This is a genomic window from Trinickia acidisoli (genome assembly GCF_017315725.1).
Classification (GTDB): domain Bacteria; phylum Pseudomonadota; class Gammaproteobacteria; order Burkholderiales; family Burkholderiaceae; genus Trinickia; species Trinickia acidisoli.
Genome location: NZ_JAFLRG010000001.1, coordinates 2,976,774 through 2,996,422, shown reverse-complemented (window position 1 = coordinate 2,996,422; position 19,649 = coordinate 2,976,774). Strand labels below are relative to the sequence as shown.

Sequence of the window (19,649 nt, the reverse complement as noted above, 5' to 3'; positions counted from 1 at the left end):
GGGTGACGTCGTTGCTGCCGAACGCTTTGGGGCCTCACGGGCCTCTTCAGTCTCATTGCCGCCATCGGCGAACGAATGCCGGCGCTTGGCGGACGGGCCGTCTAGGTGAGAACCGATCGATCCTCGAGCCCTTTGTCGGCGCGCGTCGTGCCATCGGCCAGGCGCGCGAGCACTTTAGCGTAGTTCGGGCCTTCGCGATCCCGTGCCGCCTCCGGGTGCCACAGATGCAGCACCTCGGTGGCCAGGAAGCCGTTCTTCCGGCCGACTCCGGCGTTGTGGAGCCGAACGACGAGGTCGGCATCTTCGTGCCCCCAGCCGACGAACGTTTCGTCGAAGCCGTTCGCGGCCGCGATGTCGCTACGCCACGCGCCCAGGTTGCACGTCTTGATGCCGCGCCAAACGAAGCCGTCGACACGCCGCCCCGCGAAATCGGGCAACCGAAGAAAAAGCGGCAATACCTTATTGACCTGGCCGGCTGCGCGCTGTCGCAGCCAAAACGAGGCTGGCTGCTCGGCGAGCGCCAGCCGTCGTTCCAGCGCGTGCGCCGTCAGCCGCTGTCTGAGCAGAATGCGGCTGCCCGTCACGAGCATGCGGGATTCCGCGAGCGCGCGATGGCATGCGATGAAATTGCGCTGCGGGACGCAATCCCCGTCGAGGAAGATCAGATACTCGCCGCGCGCGAGCGCGATGGCCCCGTTGCGGCTTGCTGCCGCACGAAAGCCCTCGTCGGGCTGCCACGCGTGCATGATCGGAATCGGCGAGCGCCGGGCGGTGCGCTCGATGAGTTCGCCGGTCGGCGCACCGGAGCCGTCGTCGGCGATGACGATCTCGAAATGGCGATCGGTTTGCGCGAGGCAAGCGTCGAGCACCAACTCGAGGGCATCCGGGCGATTGTAGGTCGTGACGATGACCGTGACGAGCGTGTCAGGCTTCATGGGGCTGCCGCTGTGTGCTTGCCTGACGTTCGCCCAGCAACGCGAGCTTCGCGTACCGATAGTAGGTGCCCTCGGCGTTCGCGACGGCGAGCATGAACCCCATCCGGCCATCCAAAAAGCCGCGCCGCAAGACGTACGTGCGCACGAACGCCCACAGGCCTTTGCCGATCGCTTTGCCGAGCGAAGAATGCTTGCCGTTTTCCGCCATCGTCAGCGCCCCGGAGGTCGAATACGAATTGGCCTTGTCGAGCGCCTCGTGCAGATCGCCGATCGCGATGTGAATGATGGGGCCATCGAAGCGGCCCGTCGTTCCGTCGACGACGAGATGCGTATGCGTGCGAACGTCGGTGAACCGTGCGCTGCCGCGGCGGAACAGCCGCTCGATGCGGTCGGGCCACCATCCCGAGTGCCGCATGAAGCGGCCGCAGAAACTCGAGCGGCGCGGCGTCGAAAATACCGCGTGCGTGCTGCCTTCTTCGAGCAGGCGCTCGATCTCGCGCCGCAGTTCGTCGCCGACGCGTTCGTCGGCGTCGAGGCAAAGTACCCAGTCGCCCGTGGCTTGCGCGAGTGCGCGATTCTTTTGCGGCCCGTCGCCCGGCCAGTCGGTCTCGAACACGCGGGCGCCGAGTTCGCGGCAAATGTCCGGTGTGCCGTCCGTGCTACCGGAATCGAAGACGATCGTTTCCCGCGCGAGGCCGCGTACGGATTCGAGGCAATCGCGAATGTCGTGTGCCTCGTTCATGGCGACGACGATCACGGAAAGCGTGGCGCGATTCGCGTGCGATGCGCGTCTTTCGTTGGATTGCGGACGTGGAATGGACATGGAGAGTAAGCCTTGGTATCGAGGGCGGCCGGTTTTTGACCTTTTCCGGTTTCAAAAAGCGACGCCTGCGGTCGCCGGGCGTACGGCCGGCGCAGCCCGTCATTGTAGTGCAATGTGCTGTAGCACCGATATTCGGGCGCCTTGCCGGCGACAAACGCACGCGCGCCGTCCGCGCGGGCTCGGGCGCTGGCCGCATTCGTTCGCCGGCTTATAATGCTTCGATTTTGCGCGAGCGCGAACGAGCGAGCAGCGAGCACGGCGAGCGGGCGCGGGAGTACTGCGGCGTACCGCGGAGGTGCCCCGATCGCGCGCGGGAACATAAGGAGCGTCTTGGAACCCCAGGCAACTTTGAGAAAACCGGTCGGCGGCGGGCAAACGTCGACGCCGGCCGTCATGCGGCGGTTGTGGCCCTATCTGAAGCCCATCGTTTGGGTGCTGGTGCTGGCCGTCGCCACGATGGGCCTCTCCGCCGCCACCGACGCGGGTATTCCGGCACTGCTCAAGCCGCTGCTCGATCACGGCTTCGGCCAGAACGCCAGCGATAACGCGAAGTGGTATGTCCCGCTCGCGGTGATCGGTCTTGCGATCGTGCGCGGCGTGTCGCAGTACGCTTCGCAATACTTGCTGTCGTACGTCTCGAACCGCATCTTGCTGCAACTGCGGCTCGACATGTTCCAGCGCATGATTCACACGAGCGCAACGTTCTTCCAGCGCGAGACGGCGAGCACCGTCATCAATGCGATCGTCTTCGAAGTCAATCAGATATTGGGCGTCCTCACGAGCGTGATGGTGACGCTCGTGCGCGATTCGCTATCGGTCGTCTTTTTGCTCGGCTATTTGTTTTATCTGAATTGGCGCCTGACGCTGATCGTCGCCGTGATTCTGCCCGGCATCGGTTGGCTCGTGAGCAAGATCAACCGGCGGCTGCGTCGGCTCGGCCGCGAGCAGCAGGACCTCACGAACGAGCTGTCGTATATCGTCGAGGAAACGGTTGCCGGCTATAAGGTCGTCAAGATCCACAACGGCGAGGCGTACGAGATGGGTCGCTTTACCGCGATGAGTCAGCGCCTGCGCGGCTACGCCATGCGGATGACCGTCGCGGGCGGGCTCGCACAGCCGCTCACGCAGATTCTCGCCTCGGTCGCCCTCGCGATCGTCATCACGATTGCCGTCGTCCAGTCGGCGCACAGCCAAACGACGGTCGGCGGCTTCGTCGCGTTCGTCACCTCGATGCTGCTCGTGATCTCGCCGCTCAAGCATCTGATCGACGTGAACCAGCCGTTGCAGCGCGGCGTGACGGCCGCCGAATTCATCCTTGGCCTCATCGACGAGCCGCTCGAGCCGGCCGGCGGCACGCGCAAGCTGGAACACGCGCGCGGCGAGATCGAGTTCAGCGATGTCACGTTCAGCTATGGCCAGCCCGATCGACTGACGCTCGATCACGTATCGTTCACGGCGAAACCGGGCGAGATGATCGCGCTGGCGGGCCCCTCGGGCAGCGGCAAGACGACGCTCGTGAACCTGCTTCCTCGCTTTTTCGCGCCGACGAGCGGGCGCATTCTCGTCGACGGCGTGCCGGTCGACGAGTACGACCTGCACGATCTGCGCAGCCAGATCGCGATGGTGAGCCAAGACGTCGTGCTGTTCAACGACACGATCGCCGCCAACGTCGCCTACGGCGGCACGCCCGATCACGCGCGCGTGCAAGCCGCCCTCGTGGCGGCGAACTTGTGGGATACCGTCCAGGCCATGCCGCAGGGCATGGACACGCATGTCGGCGGTAACGGCATGCGCTTGTCGGGCGGGCAGCGTCAGCGTTTGGCGATCGCGCGCGCGCTCTACAAAAACGCGCCGATTCTCATTCTGGACGAGGCGACGTCGGCGCTCGACTCCGAATCCGAACGGCACGTGCAGGCGGCGCTCGAGACGCTGATGAAGGGGCGCACGACGCTCGTCATCGCCCACCGGCTCTCGACGATCGAGCGGGCCGACCGCATCCTCGTCATGGAAGCGGGCTGCATCGCCGAACAAGGCAGCCACGAGGCGCTACTGCGGCAAAACGGCCTCTACGCACATTTGCATCGGATTCAGTATCAGCAGCAGGCGGCATAAGAGGCTGTCCATCATCATGCGGCGTTGGCCGCCGCTCGCGATCGCAGAGGCGTCTCGCGGATGAGACGCTGTCGCGAGGACGACGTCGAGCGAGCGTTCGCGTCGCTCGTTGCCGCGCCGAGCTGAAGCGGCGCGCGGGGCGAGGGCTGTTCGGGTTCAGACGCCGCCGGTGACGAGCGGCAGGACGGTCAAGTCGGGATGTGTGCCATCGACGATGGTGCGCCCGATGTGCATGCCTTCGTCGAGCGCATCGATGGCGCTCGCGAAGCCGACGTCGCCGTCGGCATGGAACGGCACGGCATGCCCTGGCAGCTTGGGATCGGCGCCGGGATGACAAACGTAGCCGATATACGTGTAATCCTCGCCGGCCGGCGGCCGCTCTTGCGCTTCATCCTCCCGAGCGAGCGGGGCGACGTGGATTTCGAACCCTTCGTATTCGGTCATCTGCCACAAGGCATCTTCTTCGGGCATGTCGTTTCTCCAGCGCGAGTCGTCCCGCGCAGCGCGCGTTTTCTCGAGCCCCATACAGCGTCAGCCGCCGACACGCGCGTCAATGGCGATGCCTGAGCCTGTCCCAAAGCCGGGTGTTGTCCATCCGGTGCAGCCATCGCGCCCTTTGGTGTTCGCGGTGGTAATGCGATGCCACGATGATGACAACTGCAATCAGCAGAATGATGCCGACGACGGAGTCTGCGATCGATTCGGCCATGACGCTCTCCTTGCAAACAACCTACTTGCAAAAATTCTAGGAGATTTCATCGAGGACGCACGAGATGTCTCGACTTTCGCTCGATCGCGATATGGCCCGTATTACGAGACGGGCCGAGCGCTGGGCAATCCGCATTCGTATTACAGAGGCCATTACACCTTTTACGCGCTGACACAACTCGCCGTCGAACGCGGCGCGGGTTGTGCTCATCTAAGGATGCAACAGGAGGAGAATCATGAAAAAGTCGTTCGTTGTCCTAACGTTTTCGCTGGCGGCCGTGGCGTTGATCGGTTCGCTCTCCGGATGTGTCGTTGCGCCGGCGCAACCGGTCTACGGATATGGCTACGCGCCGGGTTATTACAGCTACTATCCGGCGTATGCGGCGCCGTCGATCGGCGTTGGTATCGGCTTCGGTGGCGGCTGGCACGGCGGTGGTGGGTGGCACCACTGAAGGCTAGTTGAGCGCGCGGGGCGGCGAGGCCGCCCTTTTCGCGTGAGTAATGACGTGCCCTATTTCTCTGTGCTGCGCGCGCCGTCGCTTACATCAGCACAATGTCGTACTGCTCCTGACTGAGATTCGACTCCACCTGCAGCGACACAGGCTTGCCGATAAAGTCGATCAGCATGGCCAAATGCTGGGATTCCTCGTCGAGGAACAAATCGATGACCTGCTGCGAGGCGACGATGCGAAACTCGCGCGGATTGAACTGCCGCGACTCGCGCAGGATTTCGCGCAGCACGTCGTAGCAGACGGTGCGCGACGTTTTGACTTGGCCTTTGCCCTCGCATACGGGGCAGGGCTCGCACAGCACGTGTGCAAGCGATTCGCGCGTGCGCTTGCGCGTCATCTCGACGAGCCCGAGCTGCGAAAAGCCGTTCACGGTCGAGCGTGTGCGATCGCGCGAGAGCGCTTTCTTCAGTTCGCCCAGCACGGCGTCGCGGTGCTCGGCGTTCTCCATGTCGATGAAGTCGATGATGATGATGCCGCCGAGGTTGCGCAGGCGTAGCTGACGCGCGATCGTGTGCGCGGCTTCGAGGTTCGTCTTGAAGATCGTATCGTCGAAATTGCGCGCGCCGACATAGCCGCCCGTGTTGACGTCGATCGTCGTCATCGCCTCGGTTTGATCGATCATCAAATAGCCGCCCGATTTCAAATCGACGCGGCGCGAGAGCGCACGTTGGATTTCCGTTTCGATGTTGTACAGGTCGAACAGTGGTCGCTCGCCCGTGTAGTGGTGAAGCTTCGAACTCACGGCCGGCGTGAACTCGGCGGCGAACTCGGTCAGCATTTGATAGGTTTCGCGCGAATCCACTTGAATGCGCGTCGTTTCGTCCGTCACGAAATCGCGCAGCACGCGTTGCGCCAAGTTCAAATCTTGATAGAGCAGGCTCGTCGGCGGCAGACGCTGCGCCAGCGCGACGACCGTCGCCCATGTCTTGCGCAGATAGGCGACGTCGCTGGCAAGTTCTTCGCTCGTTGCATCTTCGGCGATCGTGCGCACGATGTAGCCGCCTTTCTCATCCGCAGGCAAAACCGCCGTCAGGCGCGCGCGAATCGCTTCGCGTTCGGCCTCGCTCTCGATCTTCTGCGAAATCCCGATGTGCGGCTCTTGCGGCAGATAGACGAGCGTGCGTCCGGCGATGCTGATCTGCGTCGACAGCCGCGCGCCTTTCGTGCCGATCGGGTCCTTGATGACCTGTACCGTCAGCGTCTGGCCCTCGAAGACGATCTTCTCGATCGGCTGCTGCGGAACCGCGTGCTCTCCGGCCAGGCGCGGGTGCCAGATGTCGGCGACGTGCAAGAACGCGGCGCGCTCGAGTCCGATGTCGATGAACGCCGACTGCATGCCGGGCAGCACGCGCACGACCTTGCCGAGATAGACGTTTCCGACGCGGCCGCGCGAGAGCGTGCGCTCTACATGCAACTCTTGCACGGCGCCTTGCTGTACCAGTGCGACCCGCGTCTCCTGCGGCGTGACATTGATGAGGATTTCTTCGTTCATGTCGGCTTTCGAAGCGCTTCAGAAGTCGACGCGCGCCAAGCGCAGCAGCGCGGCCGTCTCAAATAGGGGCAGACCCATGATACCCGAATAGGATCCGTCGATCCGCTCGATGAATTCGGCGGCACGGCCTTGAATGCCGTAGGCTCCGGCTTTGCCGAGCGGCTCGCCCGTCATCGCATAGCGGGTTAGTGCGGTAAGCGGTGCCGGCGCGAAGCGCACGCACGAGCGTGATAATGCCGGAGGCAGCAGCGTACCGTCGGCATCGATGACGGCCAGCGCCGTCAGCACTTCATGCTCGCGGCCCGCGAGGCGCGCGAGCATCTGGACAGCATGCTCGACGTCGTTCGGCTTGCCGAGAATCGCGTCGTCGATCGTCACCGTCGTGTCGGCCACGAGGATCGGCGCTGCGCGATGGCCGCTCGCCACGAGCCGCGCGCGCGCCGCTTCAGCCTTGGCCACGCAGACGCGCTCGACATAGGTGCTGGCCGCCTCGCCGGCACGCTCGGCTTCGAGCGCTTCGGCGTCTTCGTCGGGCCGCGGCAGCAGCAGTTCGAATCGGACGCCCAGTTGGGCCAGCAACTCCTGCCGGCGCGGGCTTTGCGAAGCGAGGTAGACGAAAGGGTAAAGGGGCAGGCGGGGGTTCGGCTGCGGCATGTGTCCGTTCTCGTTGGGCGTAGGCGCCCGATCGGAGAACGGACGCCGCATCAGACGCGATGATAGGGGTGATTCTGCGTGATGCTCCACGCGCGGTAAAGCTGTTCCGCAAGCAGCACGCGCACCATGCCGTGCGGCAGGGTCAGACTGGAGATGCGCAACAGGAGTTCGGCGCGGGCTTTGAGCTCGGGGTCGAGCCCGTCGGCTCCGCCGATCACGAAGGCGACGTCGCGGCCGTCGCGCTGCCAATCGGGCAGGGCGCTCGCGAGTTGCATCGTGGTCCAGTCGCGGCCGCGCTCGTCGAGCGCCACGACGCGCGCCGTCTTCGGCAACGCGGCTTCGATGCGTTGGCGCTCCGCCGCCATTACGCTTTGCGCCGAGCGACCGCCGGTTCTTGGCTCAGGCTTGATTTCGCGCAACTCGATGCGCAGCTCGGGCGGCATCCGCTTCGCGTATTCGTCGAAGCCGGTCGAGATCCAATCGGGCATCTTATGACCGACTGCCAAGATATGGAGCTTCATCCGAGCCTCCGGCAGGGCCGTCCCAAGCGAAGCTGTCGCTCGCTCGGGGCGAGCTTTGCATGGGGCCGAAGTGAGCGCTGAAGCGCTAACTCCGGCCGACAGCGAGCGAAAGCGGTATGAGGGCGTTTCATTCGGGCAATGCGCCTGCGCGGCGCCGCTCCAGTATCGAAGCCGACCCCGGCGCCGGGCGCGCGATGCATGCGCTGTTACTTCGCGCTCGTTTTGCGCGCGGGGCTTTTGCGGGCCGCGCTCTTGCGCGCGGGTTTGGCCGCAGGCGGGTCCGCCTCGTCGTCTTCGTCGCCGTCTTCCGCCTCGCTCGCATGAGCGCCCGAGAACGGGCTCGTGCTCGTGAGCTTCACGCGCACGGGCTTGTCGCCCCAAATTTCCTCGAGGTTGTAGTACTGGCGCAGCGCGGGCTGGAGGATGTGCACGATGGCATCGCCGCAGTCGACGAGCACCCATTCGCCGATGTCCTCGCCTTCGGTGCTGATGACGTCGCCGCCCGCTTCCTTGACCTTTTCGCGCACGCTGGAGGCGAGCGCCTTCGTTTGCCGGTTCGAGGTGCCGCTCGCGACGATGACGCGGTCGAAGAGTTCGGTCAAATGGGTCGTGTTGAAGACGCGGATGTCCTGTGCCTTGACGTCTTCGAGACCGTCTACGATCAGGCGCTGTAGTTTGCGAATGTCCATGGTTTACCGGTGGTACAGATGATGTTGAAGGATGTAGTCCCAGACGGCCTCAGGGATCGGTTCAGGCGTCGGTGTGTGCGTCGCGGCTAGCGCGGTGGTGCCCGTAGCCGCGGTGTTTTGCGCGAGCCTCGCCTTCAAATGCGCACGAATGTCGGTGGCCGAAACGTCGAGCGCGAGCGTGTCGTCCACGAGCAGGCATCCCGCGCTCGTGCCGCGCAGCGTCGCCGGGTCGGCGCGGCGCGGACCGAGTTCGGCGGCGAGCGCGGGCGGCAGGCTCGACAGGTCGAAGCCGGGCCGCGTGGCGGCGCCTACGTGCGCGAACTCGAACAGCCGCCGCCAATCGCGCCAAGTGTCGAGTCGCAAAAGTTGATCCGCGCCGATCAGTAGCGCGAGCGAGGTGTCCTGACCCTCGCTCGCACGCCAGCGCGCAAGCGTCTCCACGGTGTAGGTGGGGCCTGCTTGCTCGATTTCGTCGGTGGCCACCGTCACGGCGACGCCGGGCAGTACGAGCGAGGCGGCGGCCGCGCGCGTCATCGCCAAGCGGTGCTGCGCCGCCGACACACCCGACTTTTGATACGGCTGGCCGGCCGGCAGCAGCACGAGCTCCGTCAGCTTCAACAGTTCGGCGAAGCGGCGCGCAAGCGCCAGATGGCCGTTGTGAATCGGATCGAACGTGCCGCCGAGCAAGCCGACGCGGCGCGGCAGCATTGGCCTGGCATCGGGGGCGAGGGCGGACGGGGCGGGGGCGGTCGAATTCAGATGTCGGTCCTTCTCGAGCAGTGGGCGCTCTATCAAATCCAGTCGCGCGGCTTGAGGAAGTCGCTGTAGAGCCGTGCCTCGGGCGTGCCGGGCTCGGGCTGCCAGTCGTAGCGCCAGTTCGCAACGGGCGGCATCGACAGCAGGATCGACTCCGTGCGGCCGCCGCTTTGCAGTCCGAACAGTGTGCCACGGTCGTAGACGAGGTTGAATTCGACATAACGGCCGCGCCGGTACCCTTGGAACGCGCGCTCGCGCTCGCCGTAAGGGGTTGCATGCCGTTTTTCGAGCAACGGGAGGTAGGCGTCGACGAAGGCGTCGCCGACGCTCTGCATCATCGCGAACGAACGCTCGAAGCCCAACTCGTCGAAATCGTCGAAGAACACGCCGCCCACGCCGCGTGTCTCGTTGCGGTGCTTGAGGAAGAAGTAGTCGTCGCACCAGCGCTTGAAGCGCGGGTAGAGATCCGCGCCGAACGGCGCGAGGGCGTCGCGGCAGACACCGTGAAAATGTGCCGCGTCTTCCTCGAAGCCGTAATAGGGCGTCAGATCCATCCCGCCGCCGAACCAAAAGACGGGGGCCTCGCCTTCCTTCGTGGCTGCCAGCATACGCACGTTCATGTGCGCGGTCGGGCAATACGGGTTGCGCGGGTGCATGACGAGCGAGACGCCCATCGCCTCGAAGCCGCGCCCGGCGAGGTGCGGCCGAAGCGCGGTGGCCGACGGCGGCAGTTTATCGCCCGCCACGTCCGAGAACCCGACGCCGCCGCGTTCGATCAGCGCGCCGCCCTCGAGGATGCGCGTTACGCCGCCGCCGCGCAGACGGTCCCCCGCCGGGCGCTGCCAGGCGTCGACGCCGAACGGCGCGCCGTCGAGCGCGCCGAGCGCGTCGGCGATGCGTGCTTGCAGCCCTTGCAGATAGCTGCGCACTTGAGAGACGTCGTAGGTCGTATCAGGCATGGTGTGTTACGCACGCAAAGGTCACGAAATCCGGATCATGAGAAGCCGGGGCGAGCGAGGCCGGGTAAGAAGCGAGGCGCCTCGCCCGGCCCGAGCCTTCAGTGCTTGCGGTTCAACGCGCGGTAGCCGATGTCGCGGCGGTATTGCATGCCGTCGAACGAAATCTGATTGATCGCTTCGTAGGCGGCCGATTGCGCGCCGCGCACGGAATCGGACAATCCGACGACGCACAGTACGCGCCCGCCCGCGGTTACGAGCTTGCCGTCGACGAGCGTCGTGCCCGCATGGAACGTCACGGCGTTCTCGGTCTCGGCCGGGATGCTGCTGATGCGATCACCCTTGCGCGGCGTGTCGGGGTAGTGGTGCGCGGCGAGCACCACGCCGAGCGCCGTGCGGCGGTCCCACGTGAGTTCCACCGTGTCGAGCGTCCCGGCGATCGCGCTTTCGAGCACCTTCGAAAAATCGCCCTTCAGACGCGCCATGATCGGCTGCGTTTCGGGGTCGCCCATGCGGCAATTGAACTCGAGCGTTTTCGGATTGCCTTGCTCGTCGATCATGAGGCCCGCATAGAGGAAGCCCGTGTAGCGGATGCCTTCCTTTTCCATGCCGCGCACGGTCGGCAAGATGATCTCGCGCATCACGCGCGCATGGAGTTGCGGCGTTACGATCGGCGCCGGCGAGTACGCACCCATGCCGCCCGTGTTCGGGCCTTGATCGTCGTCGAGCAGCCGCTTGTGATCTTGGCTCGAGGCGAGCGGCAGCACGTGCTTGCCGTCGACCATGACGATGAAGCTCGCTTCCTCGCCCGCGAGAAATTCTTCGACGACGACGCGCGCGCCCGCATCGCCGAGCTTGTTGTCGGCGAGCATCATGTCGACGGCGCCATGCGCCTCTTCGAGCGTTTGCGCGACGACCACGCCCTTGCCCGCGGCCAAGCCGTCGGCCTTGACGACGATCGGCGCACCCTTGCGATCGACGTAGGCGTGCGCAAGCGCGGCATCGGAGAACGTTTCGTACTCGGCCGTCGGAATGCCGTGACGCTTCATGAACGCCTTGGCGAAATCTTTCGAGCTTTCGAGCTGGGCCGCTTCCTTGGTCGGCCCGAACACCTTCAGGCCGCGCTGGCGGAACAGGTTGACGATGCCTGCCGCGAGCGGCGCCTCGGGGCCGACGACGGTCAGCGCGATCTGCTCTCTTTCCGCGAAATCGGCGAGCGCGTCGAGATCGGTGACGGGCACGTTGCGCAGACGCTCGTCTTGCGCCGTGCCGCCGTTGCCGGGCGCAACGTAGACGAGCTGCACGCGCGGCGATTGCGCGAGCTTCCAGGCGAGCGCATGTTCGCGACCGCCGGAACCGACGACGAGTAGTTTCATATGATTCTTCCCCGAAGACCTAAAAGAGGGGCGGCCGGCGCATGGGGGCCGGCCGCGGTGTCTTTGCCCGTGCGCGGCGCGCCCGCTTCATGGCGGATGCGGCGCGCGACGCATCGCTTACTCGTCCGCGATCGACGCGTTCGTGTAGACCTCTTGCACGTCGTCGAGGTTTTCGAGCGCGTCGAGGAGTTTTTGCATCTTCACGGCGTCTTCGCCCGCGAACTCGACTTCCGTTTGCGGCTTCATCGTCACTTCCGCGAGTTCGGCCTTGAAGCCGGCCGCCTCGAGCGCTTCCTTCACCTTCGAGAAGTCGTTCGGGCCACACAGCACTTCGATGCTGCCGTCTTCGTTCGTGACGACATCGTTCGCGCCCGCTTCGAGCGCCGCATCCATCAGCTTGTCCTCGGACGTGCCGGGGGCGAACAGGAACTGGCCGACGTGATCGAAGAGGAACGACACCGAGCCGTCCGTGCCCATGTTGCCGCCGAACTTCGAGAACGCGTGCCGGACTTCGGCGACGGTGCGCGTGCGGTTGTCGGTCATCGTGTCGACGATGACGGCCGCGCCGCTGATGCCATAGCCTTCGTAGCGGATTTCTTCGTAGCTCGCGCCGTCGACGCCGCCCACGCCGCGCTGAATCGCGCGGTTGACGTTGTCCTTCGGCATGTTGGCGTCGTAAGCCTTTTCGACGGCGAGCCGCAGGCGCGGGTTCGAGTCGATGTCGCCGCCGCCCATGCGGGCCGCGACTTGGATTTCCTTGATGAGGCGCGTCCACACCTTGCCGCGCTTGGCGTCCGCAGCGGCCTTCTTATGTTTGATGTTGGCCCATTTGGAATGACCAGCCATACGTTTCTCCGTGGCGCATGCCGACCCGGCACACGCATGATGCGTTTTTGTCGATTGCGAATCGTCTGAACCGTGCGAGTCCTGCCTGTAGTTCGGGTGTCGGGCGGCGCGTCGCGCGCTTCTCCGTACGCTTCTCCGTACGTTTCTCCGTGAATGCGGGCTGCGATGCGCGTAGCGCTGGCCGTCCGAAGAGCAGACCGTGATTTTATCATGCCGGGCCGGCGCGCGAGGCGCAGCCGGCCCGCACGCTCAGCGCGGCAGCGGCGGTGCGCCGAGCGGAGCGGCGCGCGACGCCGTAGCCTCGCGCGGCACCCGTTGGTTCTGGTCGCCGAGCAGGACGCCGAAAGCCTCGGGCGTCAGCGGCCTGCCGAGCAGGTAGCCTTGCAGTTCGTCGCAGCGCAGTGCCTCGAGTTTTTTGCGCTGCGATTCCGTCTCGACGCCCTCGGCCACGACGTTCATCCCGAGCGAATGGGCGAGTTCGATGATCGCCGAGACGATCGCCGTGCCCTCGTCGCTATTTGCGTCGAGCCCGTCGACGAAGAAGCGATCGATTTTCAATTGACGCACGCGAAAGCGCTGAAGGTAGGCGAGGCTCGAATAGCCGGTGCCGAAATCGTCGATGGCAACCTCGAAGCCGCATTTCTGGAACGCGTGCACGGTCTCGGCCATGCGGCGCACGTCGTGCATCGCCGCCGTTTCCGTGATCTCGAACATGATCTGGTCCGCGCTCATGTGCTCGGCGTGCACGATCTCCTGGATCGTCGCGAGCAGATCGGGTTGCGCGAGCTGGCGCGGCGAGAGATTGATCGCCACCTTCGTGGGGCGCAGGTTCTGCGCCTGCCAGCGGCGGATCTGCCGGCACGCCTCGCGCACCACCCAATAGCCGATCGGCACGATCTGCCCGTTGCGCTCGGCGATCGAGATGAATTCGGCCGGCGAGAGCAGGCCGAGCGTCGGATGATTGAGCCGCAACAGTGCCTCGGCGCCCGCCAGCGCGCCGTCGCGGCCGAAGAACTTCGGCTGGAAGTGCAGCGAGAAGTAGCCTTTGTCGAGCGCTTCGTGCAGCGCATGCTGGATCTGCAGCGTTCGCGTCGCCGCTTCGTTCATGTCCGCTTCGAAGAAGCGACAGGTGCCGCGGCCCGCGCGCTTGGCGGCATACATTGCCGCATCGGCGTTTTTCAGCAATGTCTCGACGGTGTCGCCGTCGCGCGGGAACAGGGCGATACCGATGCTCGGCGCGACCTGCAACGACCGCGCGTCGACCCAGATGGGCTCGCGCATACGCTCGAGCACGGCCTCGGCGACGCGCTGCGCCTCCTCCGCCAAACCGAGGTGGCGCATCAGTATGACGAATTCGTCGCCGCCTAGGCGTGCCACGGTGTCGCCGGCGCTCACGCAATCGACGAGACGCTGCGCGAACGCCTTGAGCACTTCGTCGCCGACCGTGTGCCCGAGCGAGTCGTTGATCGTCTTGAAGCCGTCGAGGTCCATGAACAGGACCGCGAAGAGGCCTGGGCCGCGCTTGCCGAACTCGAGCGCGCGCTCGATGTGCTCGGTGAGCGTGCGGCGATTGGGCAGGTCGGTCAACGAATCGAACGCGGCCATGTGCATGATCCGGCCGTTCAATTGCGAGACCGAGTTCACGAGCGAAGCCGTGCGCGCGTCGAAGCGCGAGAGCATCAACGTCACGATCAGGATCGCGAACGTGAAGATCGCGATCGTCGTGCCGAGCCAGCGTAGATCGACGCCGTTGGCGGCGCCGCAGATCGCGCCCGGCGGGAAATTCGCGGCCGCCTCCGCCGTGTAGTGCATGCCCGTGATCGCTAGCCCCATCACGAGCGACGCGGCCATGCGTTTGGCCAGCACGTGGCCTTGATCTTCGGCACGCAGCGCGTGCGCCATATACAGCGCGGCGCCCGAGGCGACGATGGCGATGACGATCGATGCGGCGACGAGCGTGGGATCGTAGACGATGGCGGGTTGCATGCGCATCGCGGCATCGCCCGTGTAGTGCATGCCGACGATGCCGAGGCCCATGAGGACGGCGGCGCAGACAAGGCGCTTCGGTCCGAGCGTTTCGTGCGTGATCACGCGCAGCGCGAAGTACGATACGAGGATCGCGATCAGCAGCGAGCAAGCCGTGATCGTGAAGTCGTAGCCGAGCGGGATCGGCAGCGAAAAGGCGAGCACGCCGATGAAGTGCATCGACCAAATGCCGACGCCCATCGCCCCGGCGCCGCCGGCCAGCCAGGCGTGACGCTGCCCGCGCTTCGAGAGCGAGGCGATGCGGCCGGAGAGATCGAGCGCGGTATACGAGGCGAGCGTCGCGACGACGAGCGACAGCCCGACGAGCCAAAAGTTATAAGTGCCGTGCATGGCGGACTTGCGATGACGGGAGTGGTCTCACGTCGTTTATCGGCACGCCGGGCGTTTTTCTGATGCGTGACAAACCCGAATGCGGTTCCGCGATTTTGAGCGGCCGGCGTGTAGTGTGGTGTGCGGCATTGTACAGACGATAAATCGCGCGCCGCTTTCGCACGGTGCGCGCTCCGGTTGTGGATGCGGGTCCCCTGTTTAGTTCTTCGTGCCGAATAGGCGGTCGCCGGCGTCGCCGAGCCCCGGCACGATGTACGCGTGCTCGTTCAGATGCGAATCGAGCGAGGCGACGTAGAGCTTAACGTCCGGGTGCGCGTCTTGGAATACCTGCACACCCTCGGGCGCCGCCACGAGCGCCACGAACGAAATATGCTCGCCGGCCACGCCGCGCCGCTTCAAGACGTCGACGGCATGAACGGCCGAGTAGCCCGTCGCCACCATCGGATCGCACAGGATGAAGGTGCGGTCTTCGAGATCGGGTAGCCGCACGAGATATTCGACGGGGCGATGCTCGGCGTCGCGGTACACGCCGATATGCCCGACGCGCGCCGACGGAATGAGTTCGAGCAAGCCATCGGACATGCCGATGCCCGCGCGCAGCACCGGCACGATCGCGAGCTTTCGGCCCGCGATGACAGGCGCGTCGATCTCGACGAGCGGGGTTTCGACGCGCCGCGTCGTGATCGGCAGATTGCGCGTGATTTCGTAACCCATCAGCAGCGTGATCTCGCGCAAAAGCTCGCGGAACGTGCGCGTCGACGTGTCTTTGTCGCGCATGTGCGTGAGTTTGTGCTGGATCAGCGGATGGTCGAGGATGAATAGCTTGGGGAAGCGGCTGTCTTGTTTCATGGCGGGGGCGCGGGCTGAGTGAGTGGGGCAAGTTTACCCAAAGAAGCGGGCGCGTCCGATTTTCCGCGCTCGGCGCGGTTGCGGCGATTCTTCTACAATCGCCCCCATCGCCCATCTTCGTCGGGACATACGCATGGATCTTGGAATCGCAGGACGCACCGCGCTTGTTTGCGCGGCCAGCAAGGGGCTCGGTCGCGGCTGCGCCGAGGCGCTCGCCTTCGAAGGCGTCGAACTCGTCATCGTCGCGCGCACGCGGGAAACGCTCGAGGCCACCGCGGCCGACATCCGTGCGAAGACCGGCGTGTCGGTGCGCACGGTCGCTTGCGACATCACGACGCCCGAAGGCCGCGAGGCTGCCCTTGCAGCCTGTCCCGCGCCCGACATCTTGATCAACAATGCCGGCGGTCCGCCGCCCGGCGATTTTCGCCAGTTCACGCACGACGACTGGATTCGCGCGCTCGAGGCGAACATGCTCACGCCGATCGCGCTCCTGCAAGCGACGATCGACGGCATGATCGAGCGTGGTTTCGGCCGTATCGTCAATATCACGAGTTCGTCCGTGAAGGCGCCGATCGACGTCCTTGGGTTGTCCAACGGCGCTCGCTCGGGGCTGACGGGCTTCGTCGCCGGTGTCGCGCGCAAGGTTGCCCGACACAACGTGACGATCAACAATCTGCTGCCCGGCGTATTCGATACCGACCGCATCGCCGCCACGCTCAATGCCCAGGCGCAGGCCAAGGGGATCAGCCTCGACGAGGCGCGGCGCGAGCGCTCGGCCGGCATCCCCGCGCAGCGGCTCGGACAGCGCGACGAATTCGGCAAGGCATGCGCGTTCCTGTGCAGCGCGCATGCGAGCTACATTACCGGCCAGAACTGGCTCATCGATGGCGGTGCCTATCCCGGCACGTTCTGAGGTCGGCGCAGTTTCGATGAATTTGGATGGGCTCGGCGCACCGTTCGCGCCGAGCGGATCGAGTCGATAAAGATTTTTCCACCTGGCTTGAACACGAAGGAGCTGCACCATGACCGCCTGCGTTGCGTTGATCGCGCACGATCATAAAAAAGACGACATCGTCGCCCTCGCAGGCGAGTACGGCGCGACGCTGCGCCACTGCAAGCTCATCGCGACGGGCACGACGGGCGGGCGCATCGCCGATACCCATGGCCTCACGGTCGAGCGTATGCTCTCGGGCCCGTACGGCGGCGATTTGCAGATCGGGGCGCTCTTGGCCGAAGGGAAAGTGGACCTCGTGATTTTCCTGCGCGATCCGATGACGCCGCAGCCGCACGAACCCGACATCAATGCGCTCGTGCGCGCCTGCGACGTGCACGACGTACCGTGCGCGACGAACGTCGCCACCGCGCGCATGCTGCTCGACACGCTGGCGGCGCGCACGGCCGCCGCCTGAGGCCTCAGGTTTGAGACCGGATGCTTGACGCTCGGCGCGCGCGACCGATGCGAACGAACCCCGCATGCGGCGGCCACGAGCCCGACCGCATGAATCGGACCAATCGAGCCTCGTGCTCGGCAAGGAGAACGGTATGGCGAAGGCAATTCGAATCGAGCGGACGGGCGGCCCCGAGGTCATGCAGTGGGTCGACGTCGACGTGGGCGCGCCCGGCGCCGGGCAAGTGCGCATCAAGCAGCATGCGGTCGGGCTCAATTACATCGACGTCTATTTCCGTACCGGCCAGTATCCGCAGCCCCTGCCTGCCGGGCTCGGAATGGAGGCGGCCGGCGTCGTGACCGAGGTGGGCGCGGGCGTTACGCGCTTCAAGGAAGGAGACCGCGTTGCCTACGTCGCGCGTCCGCCCGGCGCTTACGCCGAGGAGCGGGTCCTGCCGGCCGACGCGCTCGTGAAGTTGCCCGACGCGATCGGCTTCGACGATGCAGCCTCGGCGATGCTGCAAGGGCTCACCGCCCAGTACCTGCTGCGGCGCACGTATCGTGTCGAACCCGGTCAGACGATTCTCATTCATGCCGCGGCGGGCGGCGTGGGCCTGTTCGTTTGCCAATGGGCGAAGGCGCTGGGGGCGACCGTGATCGGCACGGTCGGCTCGGACGAAAAGGCCGAGCTCGTGAAGGCGCACGGCTGCGACCATGCAATCGTCTACACGCGCGAGAATTTCACCGAGCGCGTGAAGGACATCACGAACGGCGCGCTCGTGCCCGTGGTCTACGATTCGATCGGCAAGGACACCTACAAGGGATCGCTCGATTGCCTTGCGCCGCTCGGCTATTTCGTCAGCTTCGGCAGCGCGTCGGGGCCGCTGCCGCCGATCGAAGCGTCCGAGTTCGCGAGCCGCGGGTCGCTGTTCTTCACGCGGCCGACGCTGTTCACCCACATTGCCAAGCGCGAATGGCTCGATGCAATGGCTGCGGATCTGTTCGACGTCATCGCGTCGGGCAAGGTCAAGACGAGCGTGCGGCAGCGCTACGCGCTCAAGGACGTGGCCGAGGCTCATCGCGCGCTCGAAGCGCGCAAGACGACAGGCTCGACGGTCCTGATTCCCTGACCCATCCGTTTCATGTCGCCTGCCGCCGCTAACTAGTATGACGGACTCGGCCGTCAACATCGTCCTGATCGAGGACGAGCGCCAGATTCTGCGCTTCGTGCGCGCCTCGCTCGAGGCCGAAGGCGTGACCGTCTACGACGCGCAGACGGGCAAGGCCGGCTTGATCGAGGCGGCGACGCGCAAGCCCGATCTCGTCATCGTCGATCTGGGCTTGCCCGACGCCGACGGCATCGACGTGATCCGCGAACTGCGCGGATGGGCCGATGTGCCCGTCATCGTCTTGTCCGCGCGCACGCAAGAAGCCGAGAAGGTGGCCGCGCTCGATGCGGGCGCGGACGACTACTTGACCAAGCCGTTCGGTGTGCCGGAACTGCTCGCCCGCATGCGCGCCCATTTGCGGCGGCGCGCCCGCGGCGGGGCGGGCGAGGGCGCCGTCGTGTGCTTCGGCGACGTCAGCGTCGATCTCACGCAGCGCAGCGTCACGCGCGCCGGCGAGGCGGTGCATCTGACACCGATCGAATATCGCCTGCTCGTTGCGCTGGTGCGGCATGCGGGCCGCGTGCTCACGCATCGGCAACTGCTCAGCGAGGTATGGGGGCCGTCGCACGTCGAAAGCCAGCACTACCTGCGCATCTATATGGCCCATCTGCGGCGCAAGCTCGAGCACGACGCGGCGCAGCCCGAACACATCGTGACGGAAACCGGCATCGGCTATCGGCTCGTCGGCGCGGTTTGAGGCGTGCCGCCCACGCGCCGGGCGCCGCGCGCGACGCGACCCGGCACGCCTGTCTATAATGGGACATCGGCGCGCCTTGCGGGCGCGCCCAACGCAAGTCCGGCGAACGGGTACTGCCCGCAGCGGGAGCCGCCCAGACGGTAGGGAGGGGCAATGATCGACGCACTTTCGCTCGGCGCGGGGCTGTCATGGGCCAGCGGCTTGCGTCTTTATCTGACCGTCTTCCTGGTGGGCGTGTTCGCAAGGCTCGGCATCGTTCATCTGCCCGATACGTTGTCGGCGCTCGCGTCGGGCTGGGTCATCGGCACGGCGGCCGTGCTGGCCGTCGTCGAATTCCTGGCCGATCACATTCCCGCCTTCGATTCGCTCTGGGACGCCATTCACACATTCATCCGCATTCCCGCGGGCGCACTGCTCGCCGCGGGTTCGCTCGGCCACGCCGATCCGGCACTGTTGACCGTTGCCGCGCTTCTGGGCGGAGCAATCGCCGGCTCGGCGCATTTGACGAAGGCCGGCACGCGCGCGCTCATCAATCTCTCGCCCGAGCCGTTCTCGAACTGGGTCGCATCGTCGACGGAGGACGTGCTCGTCTGTGTCGGGCTCGCGCTCGCGATCTTCGTGCCGCTCGTCTTTCTCTTGCTGATGGCCGGCTTTCTGGCGTTCGCGGCCTGGGCGCTGCCGCGTCTATGGCGCGGCGTACAAGGCGGTTTTCGCGGAATGGCCTCGCACATGGTGTCGCGCTTAGGCTCGATCGGGGGCAAGCACGATTGAACGAAGCGCCGCCCGTGACT

21 protein-coding genes are annotated in these 19,649 nt (G+C 65.5%); 7 read left to right on the top strand and 14 right to left on the bottom strand.

The features are described from left to right. Nucleotides 1–101 precede the first annotated feature (101 nt). Together J3485_RS13665 and J3485_RS13660 are read right to left on the bottom strand one after the other, a co-directional pair. Nucleotides 102–935 carry a glycosyltransferase family 2 protein gene (locus tag J3485_RS13665; RefSeq protein ID WP_206953172.1) on the bottom strand — a complete coding sequence of 278 codons (834 nt, stop codon included), beginning with the start codon at nucleotides 933–935 and terminating at the stop codon, nucleotides 102–104. Next, nucleotides 925–1,758, bottom strand: a complete 834-nt coding sequence (locus tag J3485_RS13660) for a glycosyltransferase family 2 protein (RefSeq protein ID WP_206953170.1) — start codon at nucleotides 1,756–1,758, stop codon at nucleotides 925–927. The genes J3485_RS13665 and J3485_RS13660 overlap by 11 nt, the downstream gene beginning before the upstream one ends. A gap of 330 nt (nucleotides 1,759–2,088) precedes the next feature. Between J3485_RS13660 and msbA the strand changes: the two genes are divergently transcribed. Next, nucleotides 2,089–3,870 (top strand): lipid A export permease/ATP-binding protein MsbA, encoded by a 1,782-nt coding sequence (gene msbA / locus J3485_RS13655; RefSeq protein ID WP_206953163.1) that lies wholly within the window; start codon nucleotides 2,089–2,091, stop codon nucleotides 3,868–3,870. A 156-nt stretch (nucleotides 3,871–4,026) separates the two neighbouring features. Here the strand turns inward: msbA and J3485_RS13650 are convergent, their stop codons facing one another. Both J3485_RS13650 and J3485_RS13645 read right to left on the bottom strand, forming a co-directional pair. Continuing rightward, nucleotides 4,027–4,341 carry a hypothetical protein gene (locus J3485_RS13650; protein WP_206953161.1) on the bottom strand — a complete coding sequence of 105 codons (315 nt, stop codon included), beginning with the start codon at nucleotides 4,339–4,341 and terminating at the stop codon, nucleotides 4,027–4,029. A gap of 79 nt (nucleotides 4,342–4,420) precedes the next feature. Further along, nucleotides 4,421–4,579 carry a hypothetical protein gene (locus J3485_RS13645; protein ID WP_206953160.1) on the bottom strand — a complete coding sequence of 53 codons (159 nt, stop codon included), beginning with the start codon at nucleotides 4,577–4,579 and terminating at the stop codon, nucleotides 4,421–4,423. Between the two features lie 235 nt (nucleotides 4,580–4,814). On the opposite strand from J3485_RS13645, the gene J3485_RS13640 reads away from it, so the two are divergent. Then, on the top strand, nucleotides 4,815–5,030 hold the full coding sequence (locus J3485_RS13640) for a hypothetical protein (protein ID WP_206953158.1): 216 nt from the start codon (nucleotides 4,815–4,817) through the stop codon (nucleotides 5,028–5,030). A gap of 88 nt (nucleotides 5,031–5,118) precedes the next feature. Here the strand turns inward: J3485_RS13640 and rng are convergent, their stop codons facing one another. From rng to upp, 10 genes are all read right to left on the bottom strand, one after another. Continuing rightward, nucleotides 5,119–6,582: a ribonuclease G gene (gene rng / locus J3485_RS13635; RefSeq protein WP_206953155.1), complete on the bottom strand. Its 1,464-nt coding sequence runs from the start codon at nucleotides 6,580–6,582 to the stop codon at nucleotides 5,119–5,121. A gap of 18 nt (nucleotides 6,583–6,600) precedes the next feature. Continuing rightward, nucleotides 6,601–7,236: a Maf family protein gene (locus J3485_RS13630; protein WP_206953153.1), complete on the bottom strand. Its 636-nt coding sequence runs from the start codon at nucleotides 7,234–7,236 to the stop codon at nucleotides 6,601–6,603. 50 nt (nucleotides 7,237–7,286) lie between these two features. Then, entirely contained in the window at nucleotides 7,287–7,757 is a 471-nt protein-coding gene (gene rlmH, locus J3485_RS13625; protein WP_206953151.1) for a 23S rRNA (pseudouridine(1915)-N(3))-methyltransferase RlmH, read from the bottom strand. A 206-nt stretch (nucleotides 7,758–7,963) separates the two neighbouring features. After that, entirely contained in the window at nucleotides 7,964–8,446 is a 483-nt protein-coding gene (gene rsfS / locus J3485_RS13620; protein ID WP_206953149.1) for a ribosome silencing factor, read from the bottom strand. A 3-nt stretch (nucleotides 8,447–8,449) separates the two neighbouring features. After that, nucleotides 8,450–9,154: a nicotinate-nucleotide adenylyltransferase gene (locus tag J3485_RS13615; protein ID WP_206953140.1), complete on the bottom strand. Its 705-nt coding sequence runs from the start codon at nucleotides 9,152–9,154 to the stop codon at nucleotides 8,450–8,452. 83 nt (nucleotides 9,155–9,237) lie between these two features. Then, nucleotides 9,238–10,161 (bottom strand): oxygen-dependent coproporphyrinogen oxidase, encoded by a 924-nt coding sequence (gene hemF, locus J3485_RS13610; protein WP_206953138.1) that lies wholly within the window; start codon nucleotides 10,159–10,161, stop codon nucleotides 9,238–9,240. 98 nt (nucleotides 10,162–10,259) lie between these two features. Beyond that, nucleotides 10,260–11,534 carry a phosphoribosylamine--glycine ligase gene (purD, locus tag J3485_RS13605; protein WP_206953137.1) on the bottom strand — a complete coding sequence of 425 codons (1,275 nt, stop codon included), beginning with the start codon at nucleotides 11,532–11,534 and terminating at the stop codon, nucleotides 10,260–10,262. 117 nt (nucleotides 11,535–11,651) lie between these two features. After that, nucleotides 11,652–12,380: a YebC/PmpR family DNA-binding transcriptional regulator gene (locus J3485_RS13600; RefSeq protein ID WP_206953135.1), complete on the bottom strand. Its 729-nt coding sequence runs from the start codon at nucleotides 12,378–12,380 to the stop codon at nucleotides 11,652–11,654. Between the two features lie 249 nt (nucleotides 12,381–12,629). Continuing rightward, on the bottom strand, nucleotides 12,630–14,756 hold the full coding sequence (locus tag J3485_RS13595) for a putative bifunctional diguanylate cyclase/phosphodiesterase (RefSeq protein WP_206953133.1): 2,127 nt from the start codon (nucleotides 14,754–14,756) through the stop codon (nucleotides 12,630–12,632). A gap of 198 nt (nucleotides 14,757–14,954) precedes the next feature. Next, nucleotides 14,955–15,605: a uracil phosphoribosyltransferase gene (gene upp, locus J3485_RS13590; RefSeq protein WP_206953117.1), complete on the bottom strand. Its 651-nt coding sequence runs from the start codon at nucleotides 15,603–15,605 to the stop codon at nucleotides 14,955–14,957. Between the two features lie 133 nt (nucleotides 15,606–15,738). On the opposite strand from upp, the gene J3485_RS13585 reads away from it, so the two are divergent. The 5 genes from J3485_RS13585 (at nucleotide 15,739) to J3485_RS13565 (ending at nucleotide 19,629) form a co-directional block, all read left to right on the top strand. Beyond that, a complete protein-coding gene (locus J3485_RS13585; protein ID WP_206953114.1) occupies nucleotides 15,739–16,518 on the top strand; it encodes an SDR family oxidoreductase in 780 nt (259 codons plus the stop codon). A gap of 109 nt (nucleotides 16,519–16,627) precedes the next feature. Further along, nucleotides 16,628–17,014: a methylglyoxal synthase gene (locus tag J3485_RS13580; protein ID WP_206953112.1), complete on the top strand. Its 387-nt coding sequence runs from the start codon at nucleotides 16,628–16,630 to the stop codon at nucleotides 17,012–17,014. 133 nt (nucleotides 17,015–17,147) lie between these two features. After that, nucleotides 17,148–18,122, top strand: a complete 975-nt coding sequence (locus J3485_RS13575) for a quinone oxidoreductase family protein (RefSeq protein ID WP_206953110.1) — start codon at nucleotides 17,148–17,150, stop codon at nucleotides 18,120–18,122. Between the two features lie 37 nt (nucleotides 18,123–18,159). Next, the gene (gene kdpE, locus J3485_RS13570; protein ID WP_206953109.1) at nucleotides 18,160–18,858 is read left to right on the top strand and encodes a two-component system response regulator KdpE; all 699 of its coding nucleotides are present in this window, start codon (nucleotides 18,160–18,162) and stop codon (nucleotides 18,856–18,858) included. A gap of 153 nt (nucleotides 18,859–19,011) precedes the next feature. After that, nucleotides 19,012–19,629: a DUF4126 domain-containing protein gene (locus tag J3485_RS13565; RefSeq protein WP_206953107.1), complete on the top strand. Its 618-nt coding sequence runs from the start codon at nucleotides 19,012–19,014 to the stop codon at nucleotides 19,627–19,629. Nucleotides 19,630–19,649 lie beyond the last annotated feature (20 nt).